22 protein-coding genes are annotated in these 20,052 nt (G+C 67.7%); 13 read left to right on the top strand and 9 right to left on the bottom strand.

Annotated features, from left to right (window positions below):
• Positions 1-49: 49 nt before the first annotated feature.
• Positions 50-997: a hypothetical protein gene (locus N4S67_RS01010; protein ID WP_260991077.1), complete on the top strand. Its 948-nt coding sequence runs from the start codon at positions 50-52 to the stop codon at positions 995-997.
• Here N4S67_RS01010 and N4S67_RS01015 read toward each other — a convergent pair.
• The 6 genes from N4S67_RS01015 to N4S67_RS01040 form a co-directional block, all read right to left on the bottom strand.
• Complete coding sequence (locus N4S67_RS01015; RefSeq protein WP_260991078.1) at positions 974-1,402, bottom strand: hypothetical protein; 429 nt, start codon at positions 1,400-1,402, stop codon at positions 974-976. The two genes, N4S67_RS01010 and N4S67_RS01015, sit on opposite strands and share 24 nt — an antisense overlap.
• 114 nt (positions 1,403-1,516) lie before the next feature.
• Positions 1,517-2,416: an N-acetyl-1-D-myo-inositol-2-amino-2-deoxy-alpha-D-glucopyranoside deacetylase gene (mshB, locus tag N4S67_RS01020; RefSeq protein ID WP_260991079.1), complete on the bottom strand. Its 900-nt coding sequence runs from the start codon at positions 2,414-2,416 to the stop codon at positions 1,517-1,519.
• A 26-nt stretch (positions 2,417-2,442) separates the two neighbouring features.
• Positions 2,443-4,260, bottom strand: a complete 1,818-nt coding sequence (locus tag N4S67_RS01025) for an ABC transporter family substrate-binding protein (RefSeq protein ID WP_260992002.1) — start codon at positions 4,258-4,260, stop codon at positions 2,443-2,445.
• A gap of 95 nt (positions 4,261-4,355) precedes the next feature.
• Positions 4,356-6,245, bottom strand: a complete 1,890-nt coding sequence (gene typA / locus N4S67_RS01030) for a translational GTPase TypA (protein WP_260991080.1) — start codon at positions 6,243-6,245, stop codon at positions 4,356-4,358.
• A gap of 234 nt (positions 6,246-6,479) precedes the next feature.
• On the bottom strand, positions 6,480-7,559 hold the full coding sequence (locus N4S67_RS01035; RefSeq protein ID WP_260991081.1) for a hypothetical protein: 1,080 nt from the start codon (positions 7,557-7,559) through the stop codon (positions 6,480-6,482).
• Positions 7,560-7,629: 70 nt separating this feature from the next.
• Positions 7,630-8,019, bottom strand: coding sequence for a (deoxy)nucleoside triphosphate pyrophosphohydrolase (locus N4S67_RS01040; protein WP_260991082.1), 390 nt, complete (start codon positions 8,017-8,019; stop codon positions 7,630-7,632).
• A 27-nt stretch (positions 8,020-8,046) separates the two neighbouring features.
• Between N4S67_RS01040 and N4S67_RS01045 the strand changes: the two genes are divergently transcribed.
• Complete coding sequence (locus N4S67_RS01045) at positions 8,047-8,331, top strand: 4a-hydroxytetrahydrobiopterin dehydratase (RefSeq protein WP_260991083.1); 285 nt, start codon at positions 8,047-8,049, stop codon at positions 8,329-8,331.
• On the opposite strand, the gene N4S67_RS01050 is transcribed toward N4S67_RS01045, so the two are convergent.
• On the bottom strand, positions 8,309-9,556 hold the full coding sequence (locus N4S67_RS01050; protein WP_260991084.1) for a mannosyltransferase: 1,248 nt from the start codon (positions 9,554-9,556) through the stop codon (positions 8,309-8,311). The two genes, N4S67_RS01045 and N4S67_RS01050, sit on opposite strands and share 23 nt — an antisense overlap.
• A 93-nt stretch (positions 9,557-9,649) precedes the next feature.
• Here N4S67_RS01050 and N4S67_RS01055 point away from each other — a divergent pair, with 93 nt between their 5' ends.
• Together N4S67_RS01055 and N4S67_RS01060 are read left to right on the top strand one after the other, a co-directional pair.
• The gene (locus tag N4S67_RS01055) at positions 9,650-10,180 is read left to right on the top strand and encodes a hypothetical protein (protein ID WP_260991085.1); all 531 of its coding nucleotides are present in this window, start codon (positions 9,650-9,652) and stop codon (positions 10,178-10,180) included.
• Positions 10,181-10,234: 54 nt separating this feature from the next.
• The gene (locus N4S67_RS01060) at positions 10,235-11,176 is read left to right on the top strand and encodes an Rv1157c family protein (RefSeq protein WP_260991086.1); all 942 of its coding nucleotides are present in this window, start codon (positions 10,235-10,237) and stop codon (positions 11,174-11,176) included.
• 28 nt (positions 11,177-11,204) lie between these two features.
• On the opposite strand, the gene N4S67_RS01065 is transcribed toward N4S67_RS01060, so the two are convergent.
• The gene (locus N4S67_RS01065; RefSeq protein WP_193047648.1) at positions 11,205-11,351 is read right to left on the bottom strand and encodes a DUF1059 domain-containing protein; all 147 of its coding nucleotides are present in this window, start codon (positions 11,349-11,351) and stop codon (positions 11,205-11,207) included.
• Between the two features lie 36 nt (positions 11,352-11,387).
• Here N4S67_RS01065 and N4S67_RS01070 point away from each other — a divergent pair, with 36 nt between their 5' ends.
• Positions 11,388-12,062: a nitroreductase family protein gene (locus N4S67_RS01070; protein WP_260992003.1), complete on the top strand. Its 675-nt coding sequence runs from the start codon at positions 11,388-11,390 to the stop codon at positions 12,060-12,062.
• A 74-nt stretch (positions 12,063-12,136) separates the two neighbouring features.
• On the top strand, positions 12,137-12,523 hold the full coding sequence (locus N4S67_RS01075) for a recombinase family protein (protein ID WP_260991087.1): 387 nt from the start codon (positions 12,137-12,139) through the stop codon (positions 12,521-12,523).
• Here N4S67_RS01075 and N4S67_RS01080 read toward each other — a convergent pair.
• Positions 12,520-13,098, bottom strand: a complete 579-nt coding sequence (locus N4S67_RS01080; protein WP_260991088.1) for an HhH-GPD-type base excision DNA repair protein — start codon at positions 13,096-13,098, stop codon at positions 12,520-12,522. The two genes, N4S67_RS01075 and N4S67_RS01080, sit on opposite strands and share 4 nt — an antisense overlap.
• A gap of 194 nt (positions 13,099-13,292) precedes the next feature.
• Here N4S67_RS01080 and N4S67_RS01085 point away from each other — a divergent pair, with 194 nt between their 5' ends.
• From N4S67_RS01085 to N4S67_RS01115, 7 genes are all read left to right on the top strand, one after another.
• Positions 13,293-13,589 carry a DUF732 domain-containing protein gene (locus N4S67_RS01085; protein ID WP_260991089.1) on the top strand — a complete coding sequence of 99 codons (297 nt, stop codon included), beginning with the start codon at positions 13,293-13,295 and terminating at the stop codon, positions 13,587-13,589.
• A 103-nt stretch (positions 13,590-13,692) separates the two neighbouring features.
• Complete coding sequence (locus N4S67_RS01090; protein WP_260991090.1) at positions 13,693-14,892, top strand: sensor histidine kinase; 1,200 nt, start codon at positions 13,693-13,695, stop codon at positions 14,890-14,892.
• Positions 14,889-15,680 (top strand): LytR/AlgR family response regulator transcription factor, encoded by a 792-nt coding sequence (locus N4S67_RS01095; protein ID WP_260991091.1) that lies wholly within the window; start codon positions 14,889-14,891, stop codon positions 15,678-15,680. The genes N4S67_RS01090 and N4S67_RS01095 overlap by 4 nt, the downstream gene beginning before the upstream one ends.
• Positions 15,673-16,047 carry a hypothetical protein gene (locus tag N4S67_RS01100; RefSeq protein WP_260991092.1) on the top strand — a complete coding sequence of 125 codons (375 nt, stop codon included), beginning with the start codon at positions 15,673-15,675 and terminating at the stop codon, positions 16,045-16,047. Before N4S67_RS01095 ends, N4S67_RS01100 begins: the two co-directional genes overlap by 8 nt.
• Positions 16,044-17,783, top strand: a complete 1,740-nt coding sequence (locus N4S67_RS01105; RefSeq protein WP_260991093.1) for a sodium/solute symporter — start codon at positions 16,044-16,046, stop codon at positions 17,781-17,783. The genes N4S67_RS01100 and N4S67_RS01105 overlap by 4 nt, the downstream gene beginning before the upstream one ends.
• A gap of 240 nt (positions 17,784-18,023) precedes the next feature.
• On the top strand, positions 18,024-18,362 hold the full coding sequence (locus N4S67_RS01110; RefSeq protein WP_260991094.1) for a DUF485 domain-containing protein: 339 nt from the start codon (positions 18,024-18,026) through the stop codon (positions 18,360-18,362).
• Entirely contained in the window at positions 18,359-19,999 is a 1,641-nt protein-coding gene (locus tag N4S67_RS01115; protein ID WP_260991095.1) for a solute symporter family protein, read from the top strand. The genes N4S67_RS01110 and N4S67_RS01115 overlap by 4 nt, the downstream gene beginning before the upstream one ends.
• The last annotated feature ends 53 nt before the right edge of the window (positions 20,000-20,052 follow it).

Here is a 20,052-nt window from a genome sequence, read left to right on the forward strand (position 1 = left end):
AACGGCAGCGTAGGTTGCTAGCACCGCAGTGTCCTCCAGAGGAGTCGGCATGAAGTTCTTCACCCGCTCACTGGTAGCGGCCGGAGCCGCCCTCATGACCGCCGGGACCGTCGCAATCGCCCAGGCCGAGCCGATCGTCCTGCCCGCCGTTGCGAAGTCCTCGGTTGAGGTGACATCGGCCGAGCGCCCGATGATGCTGCCGCATCAGTCTCTCCAGTTGGCGATCGCGCCGAACCTCGCCAACGCCATCGACAACGCATACCTGGCGGTCGAGCCGTGGGTGCAGTACGGCTTCGAACTGGCAACCGCGGCGGTGGCGTGGATTCCGTATGTTGGCTGGTTCTCCGGCCAGATCATGGTGCTCTACGACTTCGGCGAAAGCATCGTCGCCAGTGGCGTCTTCAACTTCACTGACGTGTTGCGCGGTGACGGCGGCATCATCGCGAACCTGGTCGACTTCGGGATCGACGTCGGGCTGGCGTTCGTCTGGTTGGGCCTCGACGAACTGGCGCAGTTCGTGCCCTTACCACCGTTCTGCTGCTACCCGCCGCGCCCTCCCGTGCAGGGGCCGTTCCTCGCAGCCGAGACGGTGGGAGCCCCGCTCGCCGACACGATGACGGCGACGTCGCTGGAGGAGACGCCATCAGAGATCGTCAAAGAAACTGCAACTCAGGACGAGGACGTCACCGAACAAGAAATCCTCGCCGAAGAAGAGTCCGCCACGGACGACGGTGACCTGGGCGAGGAACCGGGCGAAGAAGATGTCACCACCGAGGACGTCACGCAGACAACGGACACCGCAGGCACCGTGGCGGCGCAGGGTGAAATCCGTGACGGCCTCAATGCCGCTGAAAACGACGAGGTCGACGCCGGCCCGACCGCCGATCCGTCAGAGAACAACCTCGTTACCGACGCCAGGGACACCGACAGCACGGCACCGAAGGCGGACGTTGACGCCGACACCGATTCCGCGTCAGAAGGTCAGCCGTCGCCGTAGCACCGCAGCGGCGGGCACCATGCCGAGCACGATCAACAGCAACGGCCGGAACTGCATCGCACCGGCGCCGCCGAACACGATGTCGTCGCCAGGACCGCCAAGGAAGAACACCGCGACCGTGAGCAGCCAGCACCACACGGGCAGGCCCGCGAGCCCCGGCGACGACGTCCAATGCGTCGCTGCCCACACCAGCGCCGCGTTGACCAGGCCGCTCAGCAACGCGCTGATGGGAAAGGGAACCGTTCCGAGGTAGGCGGGCAGGAAGAACGCGGCCGCGATAGCGCTGAGGACGCCGTCGAGCGCGAGCAGCGTCAGGACGACGACGCGCTGGCGGTCACCGGCAAGTGCCGGCGCGGTCAGGTCGGGATGCTGTCGAACAGACCCGCCACCGAGCCGATCACCCACTGCAGGTTGTCCAGCCGCTCCTGCCAGTGCTGCAGGTTGGGATCGAGGTCCTGGTCCATTGCCGTCCCTTCCACGCGCCGTCGGTTGTCGGGGAGCTTACCCCTCAGCGTGGGCTTATTCGAGGTTCAGGCCGGCCAACAGGTCCGTTTCCCAGCCGCGGGCGTCACGCTCGCCGGCTTCGCCCGACACCAGGACGTAGTGCTCGACCGCGCCGACCGGCAGCGCGATGTTGTTCGACAGTGCGAAGGCCCGCCCGTGCTCGGCGACGGTGATCTGCGTGGCGTGCGCTCGCATGGCCGCCACCTTCGCGGGCAGTTGGTCCGGCACGTCGATGACGGCGCTGATCTCCTCGTCGGGGAAGCCGAACGGCAGTTCATCGACGGACACGCGAATCCATTCGGACGGCACGTCGTCGAGGGCCTCGAGGCCGGACGCGACGGCAGACGTCGAGAACACCGTCCAGTAGAGCTTCGGGACGGCCCATGGTTCGCCGGGATGATCGGCGCCGCCTGATGCCGCAACGGCGGCCATGGTCACCTCGTGGGTGTGGATGTGGTCGGGGTGTCCATATCCCCCGTTGGGGTCGTAGGTGACGACGACGTGCGGGCGCAACTCCCGGATGATGGTGACCAGCGCGCCGACGGCTTCGCCGGGGTCCGCGTCGACGAATCGCTCGCGGTGCCGCGGCGGCGTCCCCTCCATCCCCGAGTCGCGCCAGCGTCCGGCCCCGCCGAGATACCTCGGCCCGTCAACGCCCAGCGCGTTCAGTGCGGCGGTCAGTTCGCCGATGCGATATCCGCCGAGTTGATCGGCTTGGTCGACGGCCAATTGGGCCCAGCGATCGCCGATGACCTCACCCTCTTCACCGAGCGTGCACGTGACGACCTCGACCCGCGCCCCGCGCGCGACGTAATGGGCGATGGTCGCGCCGGTGGTCAGCGTCTCGTCGTCAGGATGGGCGTGCACGAACAGCAATCGCCCGACGGCGGCGCCGTCATTCGCGTTGAGCTCCATTCGCATCAGCGTGCCAGCCAGCGAAACTACTGGCGCGTTTTCGTCCATCGGCCGGCATCGCCGACGATGCCGACCGGCACCGCGCCCGACAGGCTGACGTTCTGCACGCTCGGTCCCGCCGCGACGATCGTGGTGTCCTGCAGGATCGGCAACACGGTGGCCATGTTCCACAGCCGCGGTTCGACCGCCGTGATCACCTCGGCGATGCCTTCGCTGCCGTCCAGCGCCGCGTCGATCTTCGGCTGGATGCTGCGGTCGCACACGCCGGTGATGTTGCTCGGCGCCTGGACGAGCTCATCGGAGTCCTGCGGCGCCGGGCTGGCGGTGGTCGGCGTCGCCGACGGGGTGGGCCGTGGCGACGGGCTCCCGGGTGGGCGCGTCGAGGGGCTGGGCGCCTCAGGTGCGGCGGTCGCTATCGGCGTGGCCTCCAGCGCGCGGCAGCCGTAGCGCGATGCCAACGCGGTCGCGAGATCGCCGCCCGCATGGTGCCAGCCGACGACGGCGTCGACCCGGTTGTTCGTCAGCGCGTCGCCGTAGAGGACGACGGGGTCGAGTGCCGAGACCGATGCGGCGATACCGACGTTGCGCAATTGGTCGGCGGCGGTGTTGGCCACCGCGACCGACGTCGGATCGTTGGCCGCGACGCCGATCACCAACGACAACGGCACACCGTCTTTGGTGATGCGGCCGCGGTCGTTGTCGGGCTGCGGTGTGCCCGGTGTCGGCGGCGCCGGAGTCGTCACCGGCTCGACCACGAAACCCGCGTCGGCGAACAATCCGAGCGCGTCCTCCTTCGACATCGCGGGAGGCGCGGTGGGCACATAACCCGGATCCGACGGCGAGCGCACCTGCGCCTGCGCCAATGTGACGGTGTTGTCGTCACCGGCACCGACGGCGGCAAGCAGGTCGACGTCGAGCAGGCCCAGAATCGCCTTGCGCACCTGGGTATCGGCCAACGCGGGCTGCTGCCCGCGCAGGCTCAACTGCATCACCCGCGGTGTCACGATCCGCGACGTCCGCACGTCCGGGATCGCGGACAGTTGTGCGAACGCGGCCGCCCCGCCGTGCACCTGGGCCACCTGGGTGTCGCCGTTGCGGATGGAGTCGGCCAGCGCGGCCGAGTCGCCGCCGCGGCGGAACAACACCTGGTCCGGTTTCGCGGGCGCACTCCAGTAGCGGTCATTGCGGGCCAGCAGGATCTCATCGCGCTGCGGGTCGATGTTCTCCACCCGGAACTGTCCGCCGGTGACCGGCAGCGCGCGTGCGAGCCCCGAGCCGAAACCGCCGGGGACGTCTTTGACGATGTGCGCGGGCAGGATGTTGTTGAACAGTTCGCGCCATGCCGGGTACGGCTGGGCGAACGTCACCACCGCCACCTTGCCGCCTTCGACCGATTGCACACCTCTGATCAGGTCGTAGCCCGCGGGGTCGACAACGCCGGGGTGGCTGACCATCTGCTGCCAGAGGTACCAGAAGTCGTCGGCGCCGATCGGCGCGTTGTCGGTCCACGACGCCTCCGGCTGGATCGTGTAGGTGACGGTGAACGGGTTCTGGTTGGTCACCTCCGCCGACTCCAGCAGCGTGCTGTCGAGCTCCCACCGCGATCCCGTCGGACTACTCGGATCCGGTATCGGCCGAAACGAGCTCGGCAGCACCAACGAACTGATCGCCGCGTTGACCGGCGATTGATCCGACAGAAGATGCGGATTGAAACCCGGCCCGATCCGGTCGATCGCCATGATGATCTGCGTCGCCTTTTTCGGAGGAGGTGGCGTCGACTCCGTTGTGTCGGTGCTCTGCGGCGCAGGCGGAGGGCTGACCGTGCAGGCGGATACGAGCGTCATCAGCGCAAACAGCGCGGCAACGACGCGTACGGGCCTCGGCACGCCATTCAGGGTATCGGCAGACCGCACGGCCGCCAGGCCGGTGATCTTGAACTTCAGTTGCGCGCCTTGGCGCGAGCCTTCGCCCTGGCGCGCAGGCTCGCGGTCAACTCGACCTTGCGAACTCGGACGACTTCGGGCGTCACCTCGACGCACTCGTCCTCGGCACAGAACTCCATGGCCTGCTCGAGTCCGAGTTCGAGCGGGCGGGCCAGCGTCTCCATGACGTCGGCCGTCGAGCTGCGCATGTTGGTCAGCTTCTTCTCGCGCGTGACGTTCACGTCGAGGTCCTCGGCGCGCGGATTGATGCCCACCACCTGACCTTCGTAGGTGTCCTGGCCCGGTTCGACGAAGAACTGACCACGGTCCGACAGCTGCATCATCGCGAACGGGGTGATCGAGCCGGTGCGGTCCGACACCAGCGAGCCGGTGTGGCGCGCCCGGATCTCGCCCGCCCACGGCCGGTAGCCGTCGAACACGGCGTTGGCGATTCCGGTGCCGCGGGTCAACGTCAGAAAGTCGGTGCGAAACCCGATCAGCCCACGGCTGGGCACGATGAAGTCCATCCGGACCCAGCCCGCGGCGTGGTTGGTCATGTCCTCCATGCGGCCCTTGCGGGCGGCCATCAGCTGCGTGATCGCGCCGACGTACTCCTCGGGGCAGTCGATGGTCATCGCCTCGAACGGCTCATGCAGCTTGCCGTCGATGGTGCGGGTGACCACCTGCGGCTTGCCGACGGTGAGCTCGAAGCCCTCCCGGCGCATCTGCTCGACGAGCACGGCCAGCGCGAGTTCGCCGCGGCCCTGCACCTCCCAGGCGTCCGGGCGGCCGATGTCGACGACCTGGATCGAGACGTTGCCGACCAGTTCGGAGTCCAGCCGGTTCTTGACCATGCGGGCGGTCAGCTTGTGCCCGGGCACCTTGCCCGCCAGCGGAGAGGTGTTGGTGCCGATCGTGACCGAGATGGCCGGTTCGTCGACGGTGATGCGGGGCAGCGCGTGCGCATGGTCGGGGTCGGCGAGCGTATCGCCGATCATGATCTCCGGAATGCCCGCCACCGCGACGATGTCGCCCGCGATGGCCTCGTTCGTCGGGGTCCGTTCGACGCCCTCGGTCACCAGCAGTTCGGTGATCTTCGCGTTGGTGATCACGGGGAGACCGTCCACCTCGCGCATCCAGGCGACCTGCTGGCCCTTGCGGATCCGGCCCTTGTAGATGCGAATCAGGGCCAGCCTGCCCAGGAACGCCGAGGCGTCGAGGTTTGTCACCAGCGCCTGCAGCGGCGCCTCCGGGTCGCCCTGAGGCGGCGGGATGTGCTCGAGCAGGACGTTGAACAGCGGGTCGAGGTTCGTGCCGTCGGGATTCTCACCGTTGGCGGGCTCGGTCGTGCTGGCGATGCCGGCCCGTCCGGATGCGTACAGCGTCGGCAGGCCAAGCGCGTGCTCGGCGGCCTTCTGGGCTGCTTCGTCGAGATCCGACGCGACGTCGAGCAGCAGGTCATGGCTCTCGGAGACGACCTCGGCGATGCGGGCGTCGGGGCGGTCGGTCTTGTTGACGACCAGGATCACCGGGAGGTGTGCGGCCAGCGCCTTGCGCAGGACGAAGCGGGTCTGCGGTAGCGGACCTTCGGACGCGTCGACCAGCAACAGCACGCCGTCGACCATGGACAGTCCGCGCTCGACCTCACCGCCGAAGTCGGCGTGACCGGGAGTGTCGATGACGTTGATGACGGTGACCGAGCCGTCGGGGTGGTGCCGGTGCACCGCGGTGTTCTTGGCAAGGATGGTGATGCCCTTTTCCTTTTCCAAGTCACCGGAGTCCATGATGCGTTCGGTGGTGTCGTCACCACGGTGCGTCAAGGCCCCCGACTGCCGCAGCATGGCGTCGACCAGGGTCGTCTTCCCATGATCGACGTGTGCCACGATGGCGACGTTACGAAAATCCACGCCCGTGATTGTCGCAGTGCGGTCGGCCATTCACGAAAACGAGAGACGCCCGTCACTTGAAACAGAGCAAATTGCTCGACCTCAAACCGAAGAAGAAGTGTTGCCGCAGCAAGCCGCGCTGCAAACGCTGCCCGGTGGTCGTGCACCAAGTCACCAAGGCCGAACGCAACGGGATTCGCGGAAAGGACCTGGAAAAGGTCTTCAAACGCGCACGGCGTACGCGGTAGCCGCCGGCTAGGGGTAGGACAGCAGCACCATCACCCGGCCGTCTGCCGGGGCGTCGCCGAAATCGGTTTCGTCGAACCCGTAGTACTCCTCCTGGACATCGGTGATCTGATCGATCACTTTCCCGTGTGTGTCGATCTCGTCGTTGCGGACGTCCTTCATCACGCCGACGAAGTCGGGCACCGACAGCGACTCGGCCAGTAGCAGCGCCTCGCCGCCGGACGGAAGGTCAACCAGCACACCGGCTCCCGAGTGGTTGTTGCCGCCCCGTCCCGTACCGCGGGGCGCCCAGTAGACCGGATCAGACGCCAATTGCCCTATCACACGCCGATATTGGTCGACAGCATCGATGCTGTCAGCGACGGTCACGACCGGCAGCTTGTCGATGCTGCGCAATTCGGCCCACCACATGTAGGCGATCGGAATCCCGCCGATGGCATAGATCATGACCATCAGCATCAGCAGCGGTTGCCAGGCCATGTTCCATCCGAGCCTGCGCGTGGACATGCCCTGTGCGGCGGCGTGGGTGTCGATCTCGCGGCGGCCGAATCGAAAGACGTACCAACTCAATAATCGAGCAATGGCCATCAGCGCCAGCGTGATCAGCCCGACGATGCCGGCGACGCGCCAGTAGAAGGTGCTGTCGCCGTGGTTGATCGTCATCAGCACCATGACCGCGGGAATCGGCGCGGTGAGAAGCAGGAGCAGCGAGTACGACGGATGGCTTGTCAGATAGTCGTATTCGACCTTCCAGGCGCGGTTACCGCCGAACACGGTGACGTCGCCGACGTCGGCGCTCACCATGGGTGTCCATGAGCCGTGTTTGACGCGGGGAGCGACGAGGCTTCTGACGAAGAAGAACCCGCAGATCAGCGACAGGACGAGTGCGCCCCAGAACACGCCGGGCATCGACTCGCCGGTGCCGGGCACACCGAAGGCTCCGCGGATGTCGATGACCTTCGCGATGAAAAAGCTCAGCGGCAGGGCGAAGAACAGTTCGACGAGCCACGTCTGCAGTAGTTGCGGAATGCGAGACCCTATGCGGTCGAACGCGAGCACGCCTCGCCAGATGAACTGCAGCGTCCGCATGGAGGGTGAGAATAATGTCAGCGAACACTTTCAGCGGCGAAACTTCGCGCCGCAGGCAAGGGCGCAAGGACTAGCCGGCGAGTGCCCGCCTCAACTGGGGCAGCCAAGCGCGGTCGGCCGGTACCCACGCCAACTCGTCGAGTTCGTCGATGCTGATCCAGCGCAGCGCGCGGTGGTCGTTGGGATGCAAGGTGCCACCGGTCTGCGTGACGAGGTAGGCGCGCAGAGCCATCGTCGCGTTGAGGGCGACGTCGTGGCCGATGCGGGCGCCGACCGTCACCTCGATGCCGAGTTCCTCGTGCAGTTCTCGTGCCAGCGCCGCCGAGTCGCTCTCCCCCGGTGAGACCTTGCCGCCGGGCAGCTCCCACAGACCGGCGAGCTCGGGGGGTCTGGCGCGCTGGGCCACAAGCAGCGTCCCGTCGGCGATCAGGGCACCGGCGACGACGATCTGGTCAGGCATCGCGGCTGACGGTATACGGTCGGCCCTATGGCTGTGTTAACGGACGAAGAAGTAGACGCCGCACTGTCCGACCTACCCGGATGGGAGCGCGCCGAAGGCACGCTGCGCCGCTCGATCAAATTTCCCGCGTTCCTCGACGGCATCGACGCGGTTCGTCGCGTCGGTGAGCACGCCGAGGCGAAGGACCATCATCCCGATATCGACATTCGATGGCGCACAGTGACTTTCGCTCTGGTCACGCACTCGGAGAACGGGATCACCGAGAAGGACGTGGAGATGGCCCGCGACATCAACGGGATCGTCGGCCAGTAGCGGCGATCCACGCCAGCGTCGCCAGCGTGGCGACAATGTAGACCAGACCGGCCCACGCGAGGTACCACGGCCGGGGAATCACCCAGATCGTGGGCTGCGCGAAACTCAGGAGCCACGGCACGCCGATGAGCGTCAGCACGAGCCATCCCCAGCCGAGGACGCGTGCGCCGAGACGCGACCGAAGCGGCCCGTGCAGCAGCCAGATCATCAACGGAATCAGCCACACCCAGTGATGCGTCCACGAGATCGGCGACAGCAGCAGGCCGAACAACTGCACGACGACGATCGCCCCCAGCCGATCCGACGCGCCGCCGACGGCCCGCCACGCCAGCGCCGCCATCACGGCCGTCACCGCGATGCCGAGGAGCACCGCCGGCCCGTAGCCCGCGTCGTGACCCAGAATCCGCGAGATGCCACCTCGCCACGACTGGTTGAATGACGTCCCTATCGGGCCCACCCGGTCGGCATCGCCGAGCAATTCCGTGAAATAGTAACGGGTTTCGCCACCGATGATCAACGCCGATATCGCCACAGTGCCGAAGAACACCACGGCCGAGAACACCGCCGCACCCCACCGGCGGGCGCCGAGGAAGTACATTCCCGACACGGCGGGCGTCAGCTTGACTCCCGCGGCCAGGCCCAGCAGCAAGCCCGACAGCCACCATCGCGTGCTGTACACCGCATAGAGCACCGCGAGCACCAGCAGCACGTTGATCTGTCCGTAGTCGAAGGTGCTGCGCAGCGGTTCGATCCAGATGCCCACCGCTGTCCACAGCATCGCGGTGCGCCGGTCCGCATCGCCCGACAGCAGCCGTTGACTGATCCGCACGACGCCATAGAGCGCGGCGATGATGCCGAGTTGCCAGGCGAACGCGATGACCCCGAACGGCAACATCTGCAGCGGGTAGAACACCACAGCCGCGAACGGCGGATACGTGAAAGGCAGTGGAAAGTCGGGGGTCTGCTCGCTGTAGACGTAGTCGTAAAGGGCGTCGGGTTGGCCGAGGGTGCCCGCGCCGCCGACGTAGACGTGCAGGTCAACGAAGTTCGCGCCGTTGGGCACCAGGTATGTCCACGCCAGTCGCGCAGCAATGCTGACAACCAACAGAAGCGGCGCCGCGGCGGCCAGGCGGGCGGGCAGACGCGACGCCGTCGGTGCGGCGGTGGTCGGTGTGTCTATCCGTCCGACTCTAGTGACTGGGTCACAGAAGCCCGTCGCATCCATAACGGTCGAGTAAACGCCACACGTGTCCCTTGAGTCACACCAGTAACACCGTAGCTTCAGGCGCAGGCCGATTCCGACGACTTTGGGAGAACCATGCGCATCACCCGGAAATACCTTGCGACCACCGTGATCGCCGCCGCGGGCGCGGCGACGACTGCCCTGGCGCTCAGCGCCACGGCCGCGGCACAACCCGCGGCACCCGCACCCGCACCGAGCGTGCCGGGTCTGCCGTTCATTCAGCAGCTCGCCTCGAATCCGGCCGCGGCGACGCAGCTGATGCAGGGCTTCACCTCGCTGCTGGGCACTGCACAGGCGCCCGCCGCACCCGCCGCCCCGCCGCAGACGGCGACGGCCTCGATCACGCTGCCGCAGCCGCCGGCCGGACTCCCGGGCGCTCCGGTGAACACACCTGCCGCACCGGCGGCCGCACCCGCCAACCCGTTGTCGTCGATCACATCGCTGATGCCCGCCGGAGTGCCGTTGGCCGGCCTGTTGCCCGCGGCCACGACGGCTGCGGCACCGGCGGCAGCGGCCGCGCCCGCAGCACCTGCGGCAGCCGCGGCTCCTGCGGCACCCGCAGCCGGGGTGGCCCCGCTGCTGATGCCGCTGTCGGCTCTGCCCTGATCGCAGCGGCGACGACGACACCCGACCACCCACGACCGCTCATTTGGGGGAGCCATGTCCATCAGGACGATGTTCGTCACCACCGCCGTAGCCATCGGCTCATCGGTCACGCTGCTGTTCGGCGGCGTGTCCGGTGTAGCAAGTGCACAACCCGCCCCGCCGCTGCCCATCGACGGGCTGCAAGCGCCCGGCCTGCCCGCAGTCCAGGGCATCGGGCCGGCCATTCAGCAGGCCGCCGAGGATCCGACCAACGCCGCGTCGACGTTGATGGCCGCCGCGGCGGTATTCGCGGGCGACGCCGCGGCGCCGTCTGATTCGCGCAACGTCGCGACGGCGGTGAATCAGTTCGTCGCGCACAACCCCGCGCCGGGTGCGATGCCGGGAACGCAGGCGCATCTGCCCGCGGGCGTCAACCCGGCCCACGCCGTCGGCCCCGTGCCGGAAGCAGCGCCGATGCCCGAGCCCGCACCCGCGCCTGCTCCGGCAGCCGAGGCCGTTCCGGCCGCGGCTGCGGTACCCGGTCCGGACGGCGCCCCTGCCCCTGCCCCTGCCCCTGCGCCCGCAGCGGCTCCGGGCTTCGGGCCGGATGCCCCGCCGACGCAGGACTTCATGTATCCGTCGATCAGCAACGGATGCCTGAAGGACGGCGGAAACGTTCTCGCCACAGCGATTTCGGTGGCGGGCCCGGCCAAGATCCCGGCGCCGGGACCGGCGGCGGGACAGACGGCCTACGTGTTCACCGCGATCGGCACGCCGGGACCCGCGGCCGAACAGAGACTGCCGCTGAACGTCACCTGGGTGAACCTGACCACCGGCAAGTCAGGCAGCGCGACGCTGCAGCCGCGGTCGGACATCAACCCCCAGGGTCCGACGACGCTGACCGCGATTGCCGACACGGGATCGGGCAGCATCATCTCGACGATCTTCGGTCAGGTCACCACCACCGAGAAGCAGTGCCAGTTCATGCCGACCATCGGCTCGACGGTGGTGCCGTAATTTCCGAGCTGTCGCGAAGCGCAGTAGGTCAGTAGGCCATGAAGAGGATGGCGTCCCGGTCGTAGTCGCGGCCGGGATGCGCCTCGGAAAGATGGGCTTGGGCCTTCTCGACCAGATCTTCCTCGTCCTTGCCGGTGATCGCCTCGCCGCACGGGCAGTTCAGGTGAGTCTTCATATCTTCACTTTCGCATAGGTGACCATGATGGTGCGCATGGATCTCTACGACGTCATGCGCACAACGTCCGCCGTTCGCGAGTACACCGACGAGCCACTGCCCGACGACGTGCTCGAGCGGATCCTCGACAATGCCCGCTTCTCTCCCAGCGGCGGCAACAGGCAGGGCAATCGCGTGATCGCAGTGCGCGATCCGCAGACCCGCGAGGCCCTCATCGAGCTGACCATTCCGGGCACGCAGCGCTACATCGCTCAGCTGCGCAACGGCGAGAGTCCGTGGAATCCGTTGCGGCCGTGCGGTGTCGACGCGGAGACGATCGCCGCCGTCGAAGTGCCCAACCAGTCCCCGATGCGCACGGCCGCGGTGGTCCTCGTGGTGTGCGTCGACCTCGGTGTTGTCGCCGCATTCGACCAACATCTCGACCGTGTCGGGCTGATCTCCGGAGCGTCGGTGTATCCGTTCGTCTGGAACATCCTGCTGGCCGCCCGCAACGAGGGCTATGGCGGCGTGCTGACCACCAACGTCGTCGCCGCCGAGCCGCGTGCCCGGGAATTGCTCGGCATCCCGGACAACTATGCGATCGCCGCGGTGTTGCCGCTGGGCAAGCCGAAGCATCAGGTGACCAGACTCAAGCGCAAGTCGGTCGCCGAGATCGCGACCAGGGAGCGCTTCGACGGGGATCCGCTCGGCGGAGATGTCGTCGGTGGATAACGGTTCGGCTGTCAGCCGGACTCGACTCACGCGTGTCGCTTCCTCTGGACGCGGTGCCGTGAGACCTTGAGATGGTGACCTGCACGCTGGGTTATGCCACGGTGAGCGCCGTCGAGCCGAACCTCGAGGGCCAGCTGACGGCGCTCAGCGAGGCGGGCGTCGACCCTCGGCGGGTATTCACCGACAAGCTCTCCGAATCGGCCGACCGGATGCGGGCGGGCCTGCACGCGATGTTGAGCTACGCCCGCTCGGGCGACACGATCATCGTCGTCGCCTTGGACCGGCTCGGGCGCTCCGCGGGCGAGGTGACACGGACCATCGCCGACCTGACCGAACGCGGCCTACGGCTGCGAACGCTGCGTGAGGGTCTGGACACCGGCACGGCGACCGGCCGCGTCGTCGCCAGCGTCCTGTCCAATCTGGCTCGGCTCGACGCCGAGACGCTCGACGCCCAGGGCTAAGCCTTGGCGGCTTTCGCGGCCGCCTTGGCCTGCTTCTTGTAAGACCGCACCTTCTCCAGCGAGCCCTGGTCCACCACGTCGGCGACTGACAGAAACGAACCGGCTCTGCCGTAGTCGCCTGCGGCCGCGCGCCAGCCCTTCGGCGTCACCCCGTACTGCTTGCCGAGCAGCGCCAGGAAGATCTTGGCCTTCTGCTCGCCGAACCCGGGCAGGCTCTTGATCCGGCGCAGCACCTCGGGTCCGTCCGGATCGCCCGCAGTCCACAATGCGGCCGCGTCACCGTCGTATTGGTCGACGACGAGCTGCGCCAGCGCCTGGATCCGCTTGGCCATCGATCCCGGAAACCGGTGGACCGCAGGGGTTGTCGAGCACAGCGCCGCGAATTTCTCCGGGTCGTACTCGGCGATCTCGCGCGCGTCGACGCCGCCCATGCGGTCGGCGATCTTCTTCGGCCCGGCGAACGCCGCCTCCATCGGATACTGCTGATCCAGGAGCATCCCGACCAGCAACGCAAACGGGTTGGACTCGAGCAGCGCGTCGGCCGCGGGATCTTGGACTAGCTGCAGGGTGGGCACCCGGCCAGTTTAGGACGACTCGGCGTCCAGTGATCGAGCGAAGCCGACCACCATTTCGGGCCGCCGTGGGGTGCATATCCACCGACGGACACATTCGCTCAGGCACGAATGGGTGAGGTCAATTCGGGGGGTCTGCGTTGCTGGAGTGTGCGATCGTGGATGCGATACCGGTGATACGCCCTTAGGAGGCGGACATGAGACGGGTGATTGCACCTCTTGTCGGGGCGGTACTTACCGCTGTTGCGTTGGCCGGCGCGGCCCAAGCGGTGCCAGATCAGGGCACACCGGCATTCGATGACTACATGCAAGGCTTGCAACGCAATGGCTACCAGCTGAATCCAGAAACCGCGTGGCGCGTTGCCCACCAAGCGTGCGTAGGCGGCATACCGGGATACATCGGTTTGGAACTGGCTGCTCAAGGGGTTATCGGTCCAGGAGCGCAACAGCGGGTGATGGACGTGGCCAGAAAATACGCCTGCCCCGTTCAGTAGCGAAACCACCGGGGATCGCCCCCCTCGCCTGAATCACTAAGCGGCCGCGGGAGCTGAACAAGCTGCAGTCTTTCCGCGTTGCCGGATTAAGGTGGCCCCAATCATGTCGGGCGAGCTCGCGATAGCGCTGGCGGCGGTGCTGATGCTGGCCGCGGTGGCCGCCGCCGTCGTCGTGGTGCGCACCCGCCGTGTGGTGGCCACGCCGACCGAGCGCGCCGTCCACACCGCGCTGCACACCGCGTCGCTGGCCGCTCGGGCGCTGCGCCAAGGCTTGCACACCCACTCCGCACAGACCGCGGCGCCGTTCCTGCGCGGCCTGACCGGCACCGACGGTGTCGCGTTGTTCGACGGCGACGCCCGCCTGCTGGCTCAGGACCCACCCGACGAAACCCTGTGGGCGCCGGACGTGCTCGACGCCTGCGAACGCGCCGCGCGCGCCGCGATACCCGGCCAGCGACGGGTGCTGACCCACGCGACGACGTCGACTGTCGTGGCGCAGCCCCTGCTCGCCGAGGGCGACGTGCTGGGCGTGCTGGTGGTGGTCACGACCCGCTCCCCCGCGCCCGGACTGCTGGGCGCCGTCGGCGAGGTCGCCCGCTACGCGGCGAGCCAGATCGAGCTTGCCGAACTCGATGCGTCGCGCGCCCGCCTCGACCGCGCCGAGGTGCTCGCGCTGCGCGCGCAGATCAGCCCGCACTTCATCTACAACGCGCTGGGCACCATCGCCTCGTTCGTGCGCACCGACCCGGACCGGGCCCGCGAGTTGGTCCTCGAGTTCGCCGACTTCACCCGCTACTCGTTTCGTGCCGCCGGGCAGTACACGACGCTGGCCGACGAACTGCGCAACATCGACCGCTATCTCACCCTTGAGCGCGCCCGATTCGGCGAGGCGCTCACGGTGCGGCTGCAGGTCGCACCCGAGGTACTCAACGTCGTGGTGCCGTTCCTGGCCCTACAACCCCTGGTGGAGAACGCGGTTCGGCACGGCCTTGCCGGCCGCGGCGGCGGCGAGGTCGAGATCGTCGCGCGCGACGAGGGTTCGGACTGCGTCATCACCGTCGAAGACGACGGTGCCGGAATGGATCCCGAGGTGTTGCGCACCGGTCCCGGCGACGCGCTGGCCGAGACCACCGGGCACTCCGCGCATGTCGGCCTGACCAATGTCGACCATCGCCTGCGCGCGGCGTTCGGCAACGACTACGGTCTGGTGGTCGAAACAGCGATCGGCGCCGGAACGAAGGTCGTGATGCGCGTACCGAAGTTCCGGTCCGGCGTACGGGCCGGCGGAGGTGTGTTCGGATGACTTCCCCGCTGACCGTGCTGGCCGTCGACGACGAGGCGCCCGCACTCGACGAGTTGGCCTACCTGCTCGAGCAGCACGCCGATATCGGCACCGTCATTCGCGTCGGCGACGCCACCTCGGCGCTGCGGGAAATCAACGCAGGCGCCGTTCGCTCCTCGCGTCGCCCCATCGACGCGATCTTCCTCGACATCAACATGCCCGGGCTGTCCGGCATCGAACTCGCGGGCGTGCTCGCCAAGTTCTCGCAGCGGCCGCGCGTCGTATTCGTCACCGCGCACGACGACAAGGCCGTCGCCGCGTTCGACGTCGGGGCGCTGGACTACCTGCTCAAGCCGATCCGCCAGGACCGGCTCGACGAGGCGGTGCGACGGGTGCTGGCTGCCAGAAGCGCCGAACCCGCCGAAGCCGGCAGCGCCGACGACGATGTCATCCCCGCCGAACTCGGCGGCGTCACCCACCTGGTGCCGCGACAGACCATCGGCTGGGTCGAAGCCGAAGGCGACTACGCCCGTCTGCACTCGGCGTCAGGCTCGCATCTGGTGCGCATTCCGCTGAGCACACTGGAAAACCGTTGGCGCGACCGCGGATTCCAACGAGTTCACCGGTCGTATTTGGTGGCGCTGCGGATGGTCACTGGCCTGCGCACCGGCGATGGCGGTGTGCTGGTGCGACTGCGGGCCAATGGGGCATCCCCCGCCGTCGAGCTACCCGTAAGCCGACGCCAGGCCCGCGAATTGCGGGACCGCGTGATCCGCGACCCGATGCGCAATCTGAGGCCCGATGACTAGCGGCGAACGGCCGCAACGGGAACGCGTCGTGCTCGCACACCGGCGCGGCGCCCGGATGGTGCGCACCCGTGTAGAGGTCCAGGAGCAGACGCAGGTCGGCGACGCCCTGGTCCGCGGGCTGGTCCGCGCGCAGCTCGGACTGGCACTGCGGCTGGCAGCGGTGGTGGTCTGCACCGTCGTCGCGATCCCGTTGCTGAACGCGGCATTCCCCGACCTGGCGGCGGTCACGGTCTTCGGCATCCGACTGAACTGGCTGGTGCTCGGTGCGCTGGTGTACCCGTTGCTCTACGGCGTCGGGCGGCTTTACATCCGGTTGGCCGAACAAGGCGAACGCGACTTCGTCGGCGTCGTCGACAGCGAACCGTGACAGGCTCGGCGCTGACGGCCGCCGCGTTGCTCGCAGCGGCGGTGGCCACCGTCGCGATCGGCGCTTACGGCGTCCGGTTGTCGCGCACGACGTCGGACTTCCTTGTCGCGTCCCGCAGCATCGGACCGCGCTGGAACGCCGCCGCGATCTCCGGTGAATACCTCTCGGCCGCATCCTTTCTCGGCGTCGCCGGCCTGATCGCCAAGTACGGCGCCGACGCACTGTGGTACCCCGTCGGCTTCACCGCCGGTTATCTGGGGCTGTTGTTGTTCGTCGCCGCACCCCTGCGCCGCTCGGGGGCGTACACGGTTCCCGACTTCGCCGAGTTCCGGCTGGGCTCGGCGAGGCTGCGCCGGGTGGCGATGGTCGTGGTCGTCGTCGTCTGCGTGTACTACATAGTGCCGCAATACCAAGGCGCGGGGTTGGCACTCAAAGCGCTTCTCGGACTTCCGGTGTGGGTCGGACCGCTGGTCGTCGGCGCCATCGTCATCGCCAACGTCGTCGCGGGCGGGATGCGGTCGATCACGTTCGTCCAGGCGTTCCAGTACTGGCTCAAGCTGACGGCGATCGCGATCCCCGCGCTGGCGCTACTCGGGCTGTTCGCCGCCGACCGCGTCGAGCTCGGCGGACCGTTACCGCCGACGGTAGGGGCGCCCACCAGCGTGGCGATCGAGACCGACGTAGTGGTGCAGGTGGCCCGGCCCGCGGGTATCACCGTGACCGGCACGCTCGACGGCACGCCCGTTGACGCACAACCGATTCCGTCCGCAGGCGAGCACACCCTCGGCGCGGGATCGACGCTGACGTTGGCAGCGGGCACCGCGACGCCGGTGGTCGCGGGTACGCCCAGCTCCGGCGCGGACTGGATCGAGTCCGGGGGCGGTCTTGGCGGCGGGCATCCGCTCTATCAGGTGCTGTCGATCATCGTCGCCACGTTCCTCGGCACCATGGGTCTGCCGCATGTGCTGGTGCGCTTCTACACCAATCCCGACGGCCGTGCCGCACGCCGCACCGCGCTTGCCGTCATCGCACTGCTGTCGCTGTTCTATCTGTTCCCGACCCTGCTGGGCGCGTTCGCCCGGCTGTATGTGCCGCGACTGCTGGTCACGGGCGACGCCGACGCCGCGGTGCTGCTCGCGCCGGGATCCGCGTTCGCAGGCGCCGCGGGTCAACTACTCGGGTCGCTTGTCGCGGCGGGCGCCATCGCCGCGTTCCTTGCGACGTCATCGGGACTGTTGGTCAGCATCGCGGGGGCATTGTCGACAGACGTGCTACGCGGTCGGGTGCGCGACTTTCGCGTCGCCGCCGTCGTCGGCGGGCTCATCCCGATCCCGCTGTCGCTGGCGACCACTGGCGGCCTTGAACTGTCGCGCAGCGTCGGTCTGGCCTTCGCCGTCGCCGCGTCGACCTTGTGCCCGCTGTTGGTCCTGGGCATCTGGTGGCGCGGGCTCACCGCGTTCGGCGCGACATGCGGGTTGGTAGTCGGCGGATTGCTGTCTGGGACCGCGGTCACGGTCGCGCTGGCGGGCGGCATCGACGAGGACGTCCTCGGCGGCTGGCCCGCGGTGCTGATCGGCTATCCGGCAGCGATCAGCGTGCCGGTCGCGTTCGCGACGATGATCCTGGCCAGCCGCCTCGGCCCCGGCTCCGCGCCCGCGGACGTCGCGCAGATCTTCGCGCGCATGCATGTGCCGGAACGGCTCGGGATGGGAATCGAGCGCGTGCCGCGGGGATGAGCGCTCGCGCGAAGACCAGAAAGTTCGGATGAGCGCTCGCGCGAAGACCAGAAAGTTCGGATGAGCGCTCGCGCGAAGACCAGACAGTTCGGATGAGCGCCGTTTATCGCAGGGATCGACCGCTCACCGCACCTTTCTCGGGCTTCGCCGTGTCGCATTCGTGAGCATTGGGTATGTGACCTGCATCTCATCTACCTTGCACAGTTGAGCCGTTCACACCTCGAGGGCAGGAGTCCGCAGATGACGCCGCGAACAGAGACCGCCGTCAGCGGTCAGGAGTACTTGGCCACGGAGGCCAGTCCGGAGTTCCAGGAGTTGCGAAGGAGACTGCGCCGCTTCGTCTTTCCGATGAGCGCGGTGTTCCTGCTTTGGTACTTCGCGTACGTGATGCTCGGCGCGTTCGCCCACGACTTCATGGCCATCAAGGTGTGGGGCGACATCAACGTCGGGATCCTGGTCGGCCTCGGCCAGTTCCTGTCCACGTTCCTGATCACGGCGATCTACGTGCGATTCGCCAACCGCGAACTCGATCCGCGCGCCGAGGCGATCCGCAACAAGCTCGAAGGAGGCGCGGCATGACCACCAGCCTGTTCGCCCAAGCCGACGCGACCGTCGGCAATCCGGTGGCCAACATCGGTATCTTCCTGCTGTTCGTTGCGGTGACGCTGTTCATCGTCATCCGGGCCAGCAAGAAGAACGCCACGGCAGCGGAGTTCTTCACCGCGGGCCGCTCATTCACCGGCCCCCAGAACGGCATCGCGATCTCCGGCGACTACCTGTCGGCCGCCAGCTTCCTCGGCATCGCAGGCGCCATCGCGGTCTACGGCTACGACGGCTTCCTGTACTCGATCGGCTTCCTGGTGGCCTGGCTCGTCGCGCTGCTACTTGTCGCCGAATTGCTGCGCAACGCAGGCAAATTCACGATGGCCGACGTGCTGAGCTTCCGGCTGAAGCAGCGACCGGTGCGGATGGCCGCCGCAACGACCACCCTGGCGGTCTGCCTGTTCTACCTGCTGGCGCAGATGGCGGGCGCGGGCGGCCTGGTCGCGCTGCTGCTCAACATCACCAGCGACATCGGCCAGGCCCTCGTGATCGCGGTGGTCGGCGTGTTGATGATCGTCTATGTGCTGATCGGCGGCATGAAGGGCACCACCTGGGTACAGATCATCAAGGCGGTGTTGCTGATCGGCGGCGCGGCGCTGATGACGGTGTGGGTGCTCGCCAAGTTCGGCGCCAACTTCTCCGAGATCCTCGGGGCGGCGCAGACCGCTGTGTCGGGTTCGTCGAGCGAAGCGGTCGCGGGCCGCGATGTGCTGGCACCGGGCGCGCAGTACGGCGCCTCGCTGACGTCGCAGATCAACTTCATCTCGTTGGCCCTGGCCCTGGTACTCGGCACCGCGGGACTGCCGCATGTCCTGATGCGCTTCTACACCGTGCCCACGGCCAAGGAGGCCCGTCGCTCCGTGGTCTGGGCGATCGTGCTCATCGGCGCCTTCTACCTGTTCACCTTGGCGCTGGGCTACGGTGCGGCGGCGCTCGTCGGACCCGACACCATCCTCGCCGCTCCGGGCGGGCAGAACTCGGCGGCGCCGCTGCTGGCGTTCGAACTCGGCGGCGTGATCCTGCTGGGCATCATCTCCGCGGTCGCGTTCGCGACGATTCTCGCGGTCGTCGCCGGGCTGACCATCACGGCCGCAACATCATTCGCGCACGACATCTACGCCAGTGTGCTGAAGAGCGATCAGGTCACCGAGAACCAGCAGGTGCGGGTCTCGCGCATCACGGTCGTGGTGATCGGCGCGCTGTCGATCGGCCTCGGCATCCTGGCCGCCGAACAGAACATCGCGTTCCTGGTGGCGCTGGCGTTCGCCGTGGCCGCCGCGGCGAACCTGCCGACCATCATCTACTCGCTGTACTGGCCGCGGTTCAACACCCGCGGCGCGTTGTGGAGCATGTACGGCGGTCTGATCTCGACGATCGTGCTGATCATCTTCTCGCCCGCCGTGTCCGGGGCGAAGACCGCGATGCTGCCGAACGTCGACTTCGCTTGGTTCCCGCTGGCCAACCCCGGCATCGTGTCGATCCCGCTGGCGTTCATCCTCGGCATCGTCGGCACGCTGAGCTCTTCTGACCGCGGTGACCCGGAGATCAACGCCGAGTTCGAGGTGCGGTCGCTGACGGGCGTCGGCGCCGAGAAGGCCATCACCGGCCACTAGGTGTGATCTCACACAGCGCACGGGATTAGGACGCCCCCCGAACGGGTTACATT

Source organism: Mycobacterium deserti, from assembly GCF_025345615.1.
Lineage (GTDB): Bacteria > Actinomycetota > Actinomycetes > Mycobacteriales > Mycobacteriaceae > Mycobacterium > Mycobacterium deserti.

Coding starts and splice junctions, on each gene's coding strand:
- N4S67_RS01010 (WP_260991077.1), top strand. CDS start 50: ATGAAGTTCTTCACCCGCTCACTGGTAGCGGCCGGAGCCGCCCTCATG.
- mshB (WP_260991079.1), bottom strand. CDS start 2,416: ATGGAGCTCAACGCGAATGACGGCGCCGCCGTCGGGCGATTGCTGTTC.
- N4S67_RS01025 (WP_260992002.1), bottom strand. CDS start 4,260: ATGACGCTCGTATCCGCCTGCACGGTCAGCCCTCCGCCTGCGCCGCAG.
- N4S67_RS01035 (WP_260991081.1), bottom strand. CDS start 7,559: ATGCGGACGCTGCAGTTCATCTGGCGAGGCGTGCTCGCGTTCGACCGC.
- N4S67_RS01040 (WP_260991082.1), bottom strand. CDS start 8,019: ATGCCTGACCAGATCGTCGTCGCCGGTGCCCTGATCGCCGACGGGACG.
- N4S67_RS01045 (WP_260991083.1), top strand. CDS start 8,047: ATGGCTGTGTTAACGGACGAAGAAGTAGACGCCGCACTGTCCGACCTA.
- N4S67_RS01050 (WP_260991084.1), bottom strand. CDS start 9,556: ATGGATGCGACGGGCTTCTGTGACCCAGTCACTAGAGTCGGACGGATA.
- N4S67_RS01055 (WP_260991085.1), top strand. CDS start 9,650: ATGCGCATCACCCGGAAATACCTTGCGACCACCGTGATCGCCGCCGCG.
- N4S67_RS01060 (WP_260991086.1), top strand. CDS start 10,235: ATGTCCATCAGGACGATGTTCGTCACCACCGCCGTAGCCATCGGCTCA.
- N4S67_RS01065 (WP_193047648.1), bottom strand. CDS start 11,351: ATGAAGACTCACCTGAACTGCCCGTGCGGCGAGGCGATCACCGGCAAG.
- N4S67_RS01070 (WP_260992003.1), top strand. CDS start 11,388: ATGGATCTCTACGACGTCATGCGCACAACGTCCGCCGTTCGCGAGTAC.
- N4S67_RS01085 (WP_260991089.1), top strand. CDS start 13,293: ATGAGACGGGTGATTGCACCTCTTGTCGGGGCGGTACTTACCGCTGTT.
- N4S67_RS01090 (WP_260991090.1), top strand. CDS start 13,693: ATGTCGGGCGAGCTCGCGATAGCGCTGGCGGCGGTGCTGATGCTGGCC.
- N4S67_RS01095 (WP_260991091.1), top strand. CDS start 14,889: ATGACTTCCCCGCTGACCGTGCTGGCCGTCGACGACGAGGCGCCCGCA.
- N4S67_RS01100 (WP_260991092.1), top strand. CDS start 15,673: ATGACTAGCGGCGAACGGCCGCAACGGGAACGCGTCGTGCTCGCACAC.
- N4S67_RS01110 (WP_260991094.1), top strand. CDS start 18,024: ATGACGCCGCGAACAGAGACCGCCGTCAGCGGTCAGGAGTACTTGGCC.
- N4S67_RS01115 (WP_260991095.1), top strand. CDS start 18,359: ATGACCACCAGCCTGTTCGCCCAAGCCGACGCGACCGTCGGCAATCCG.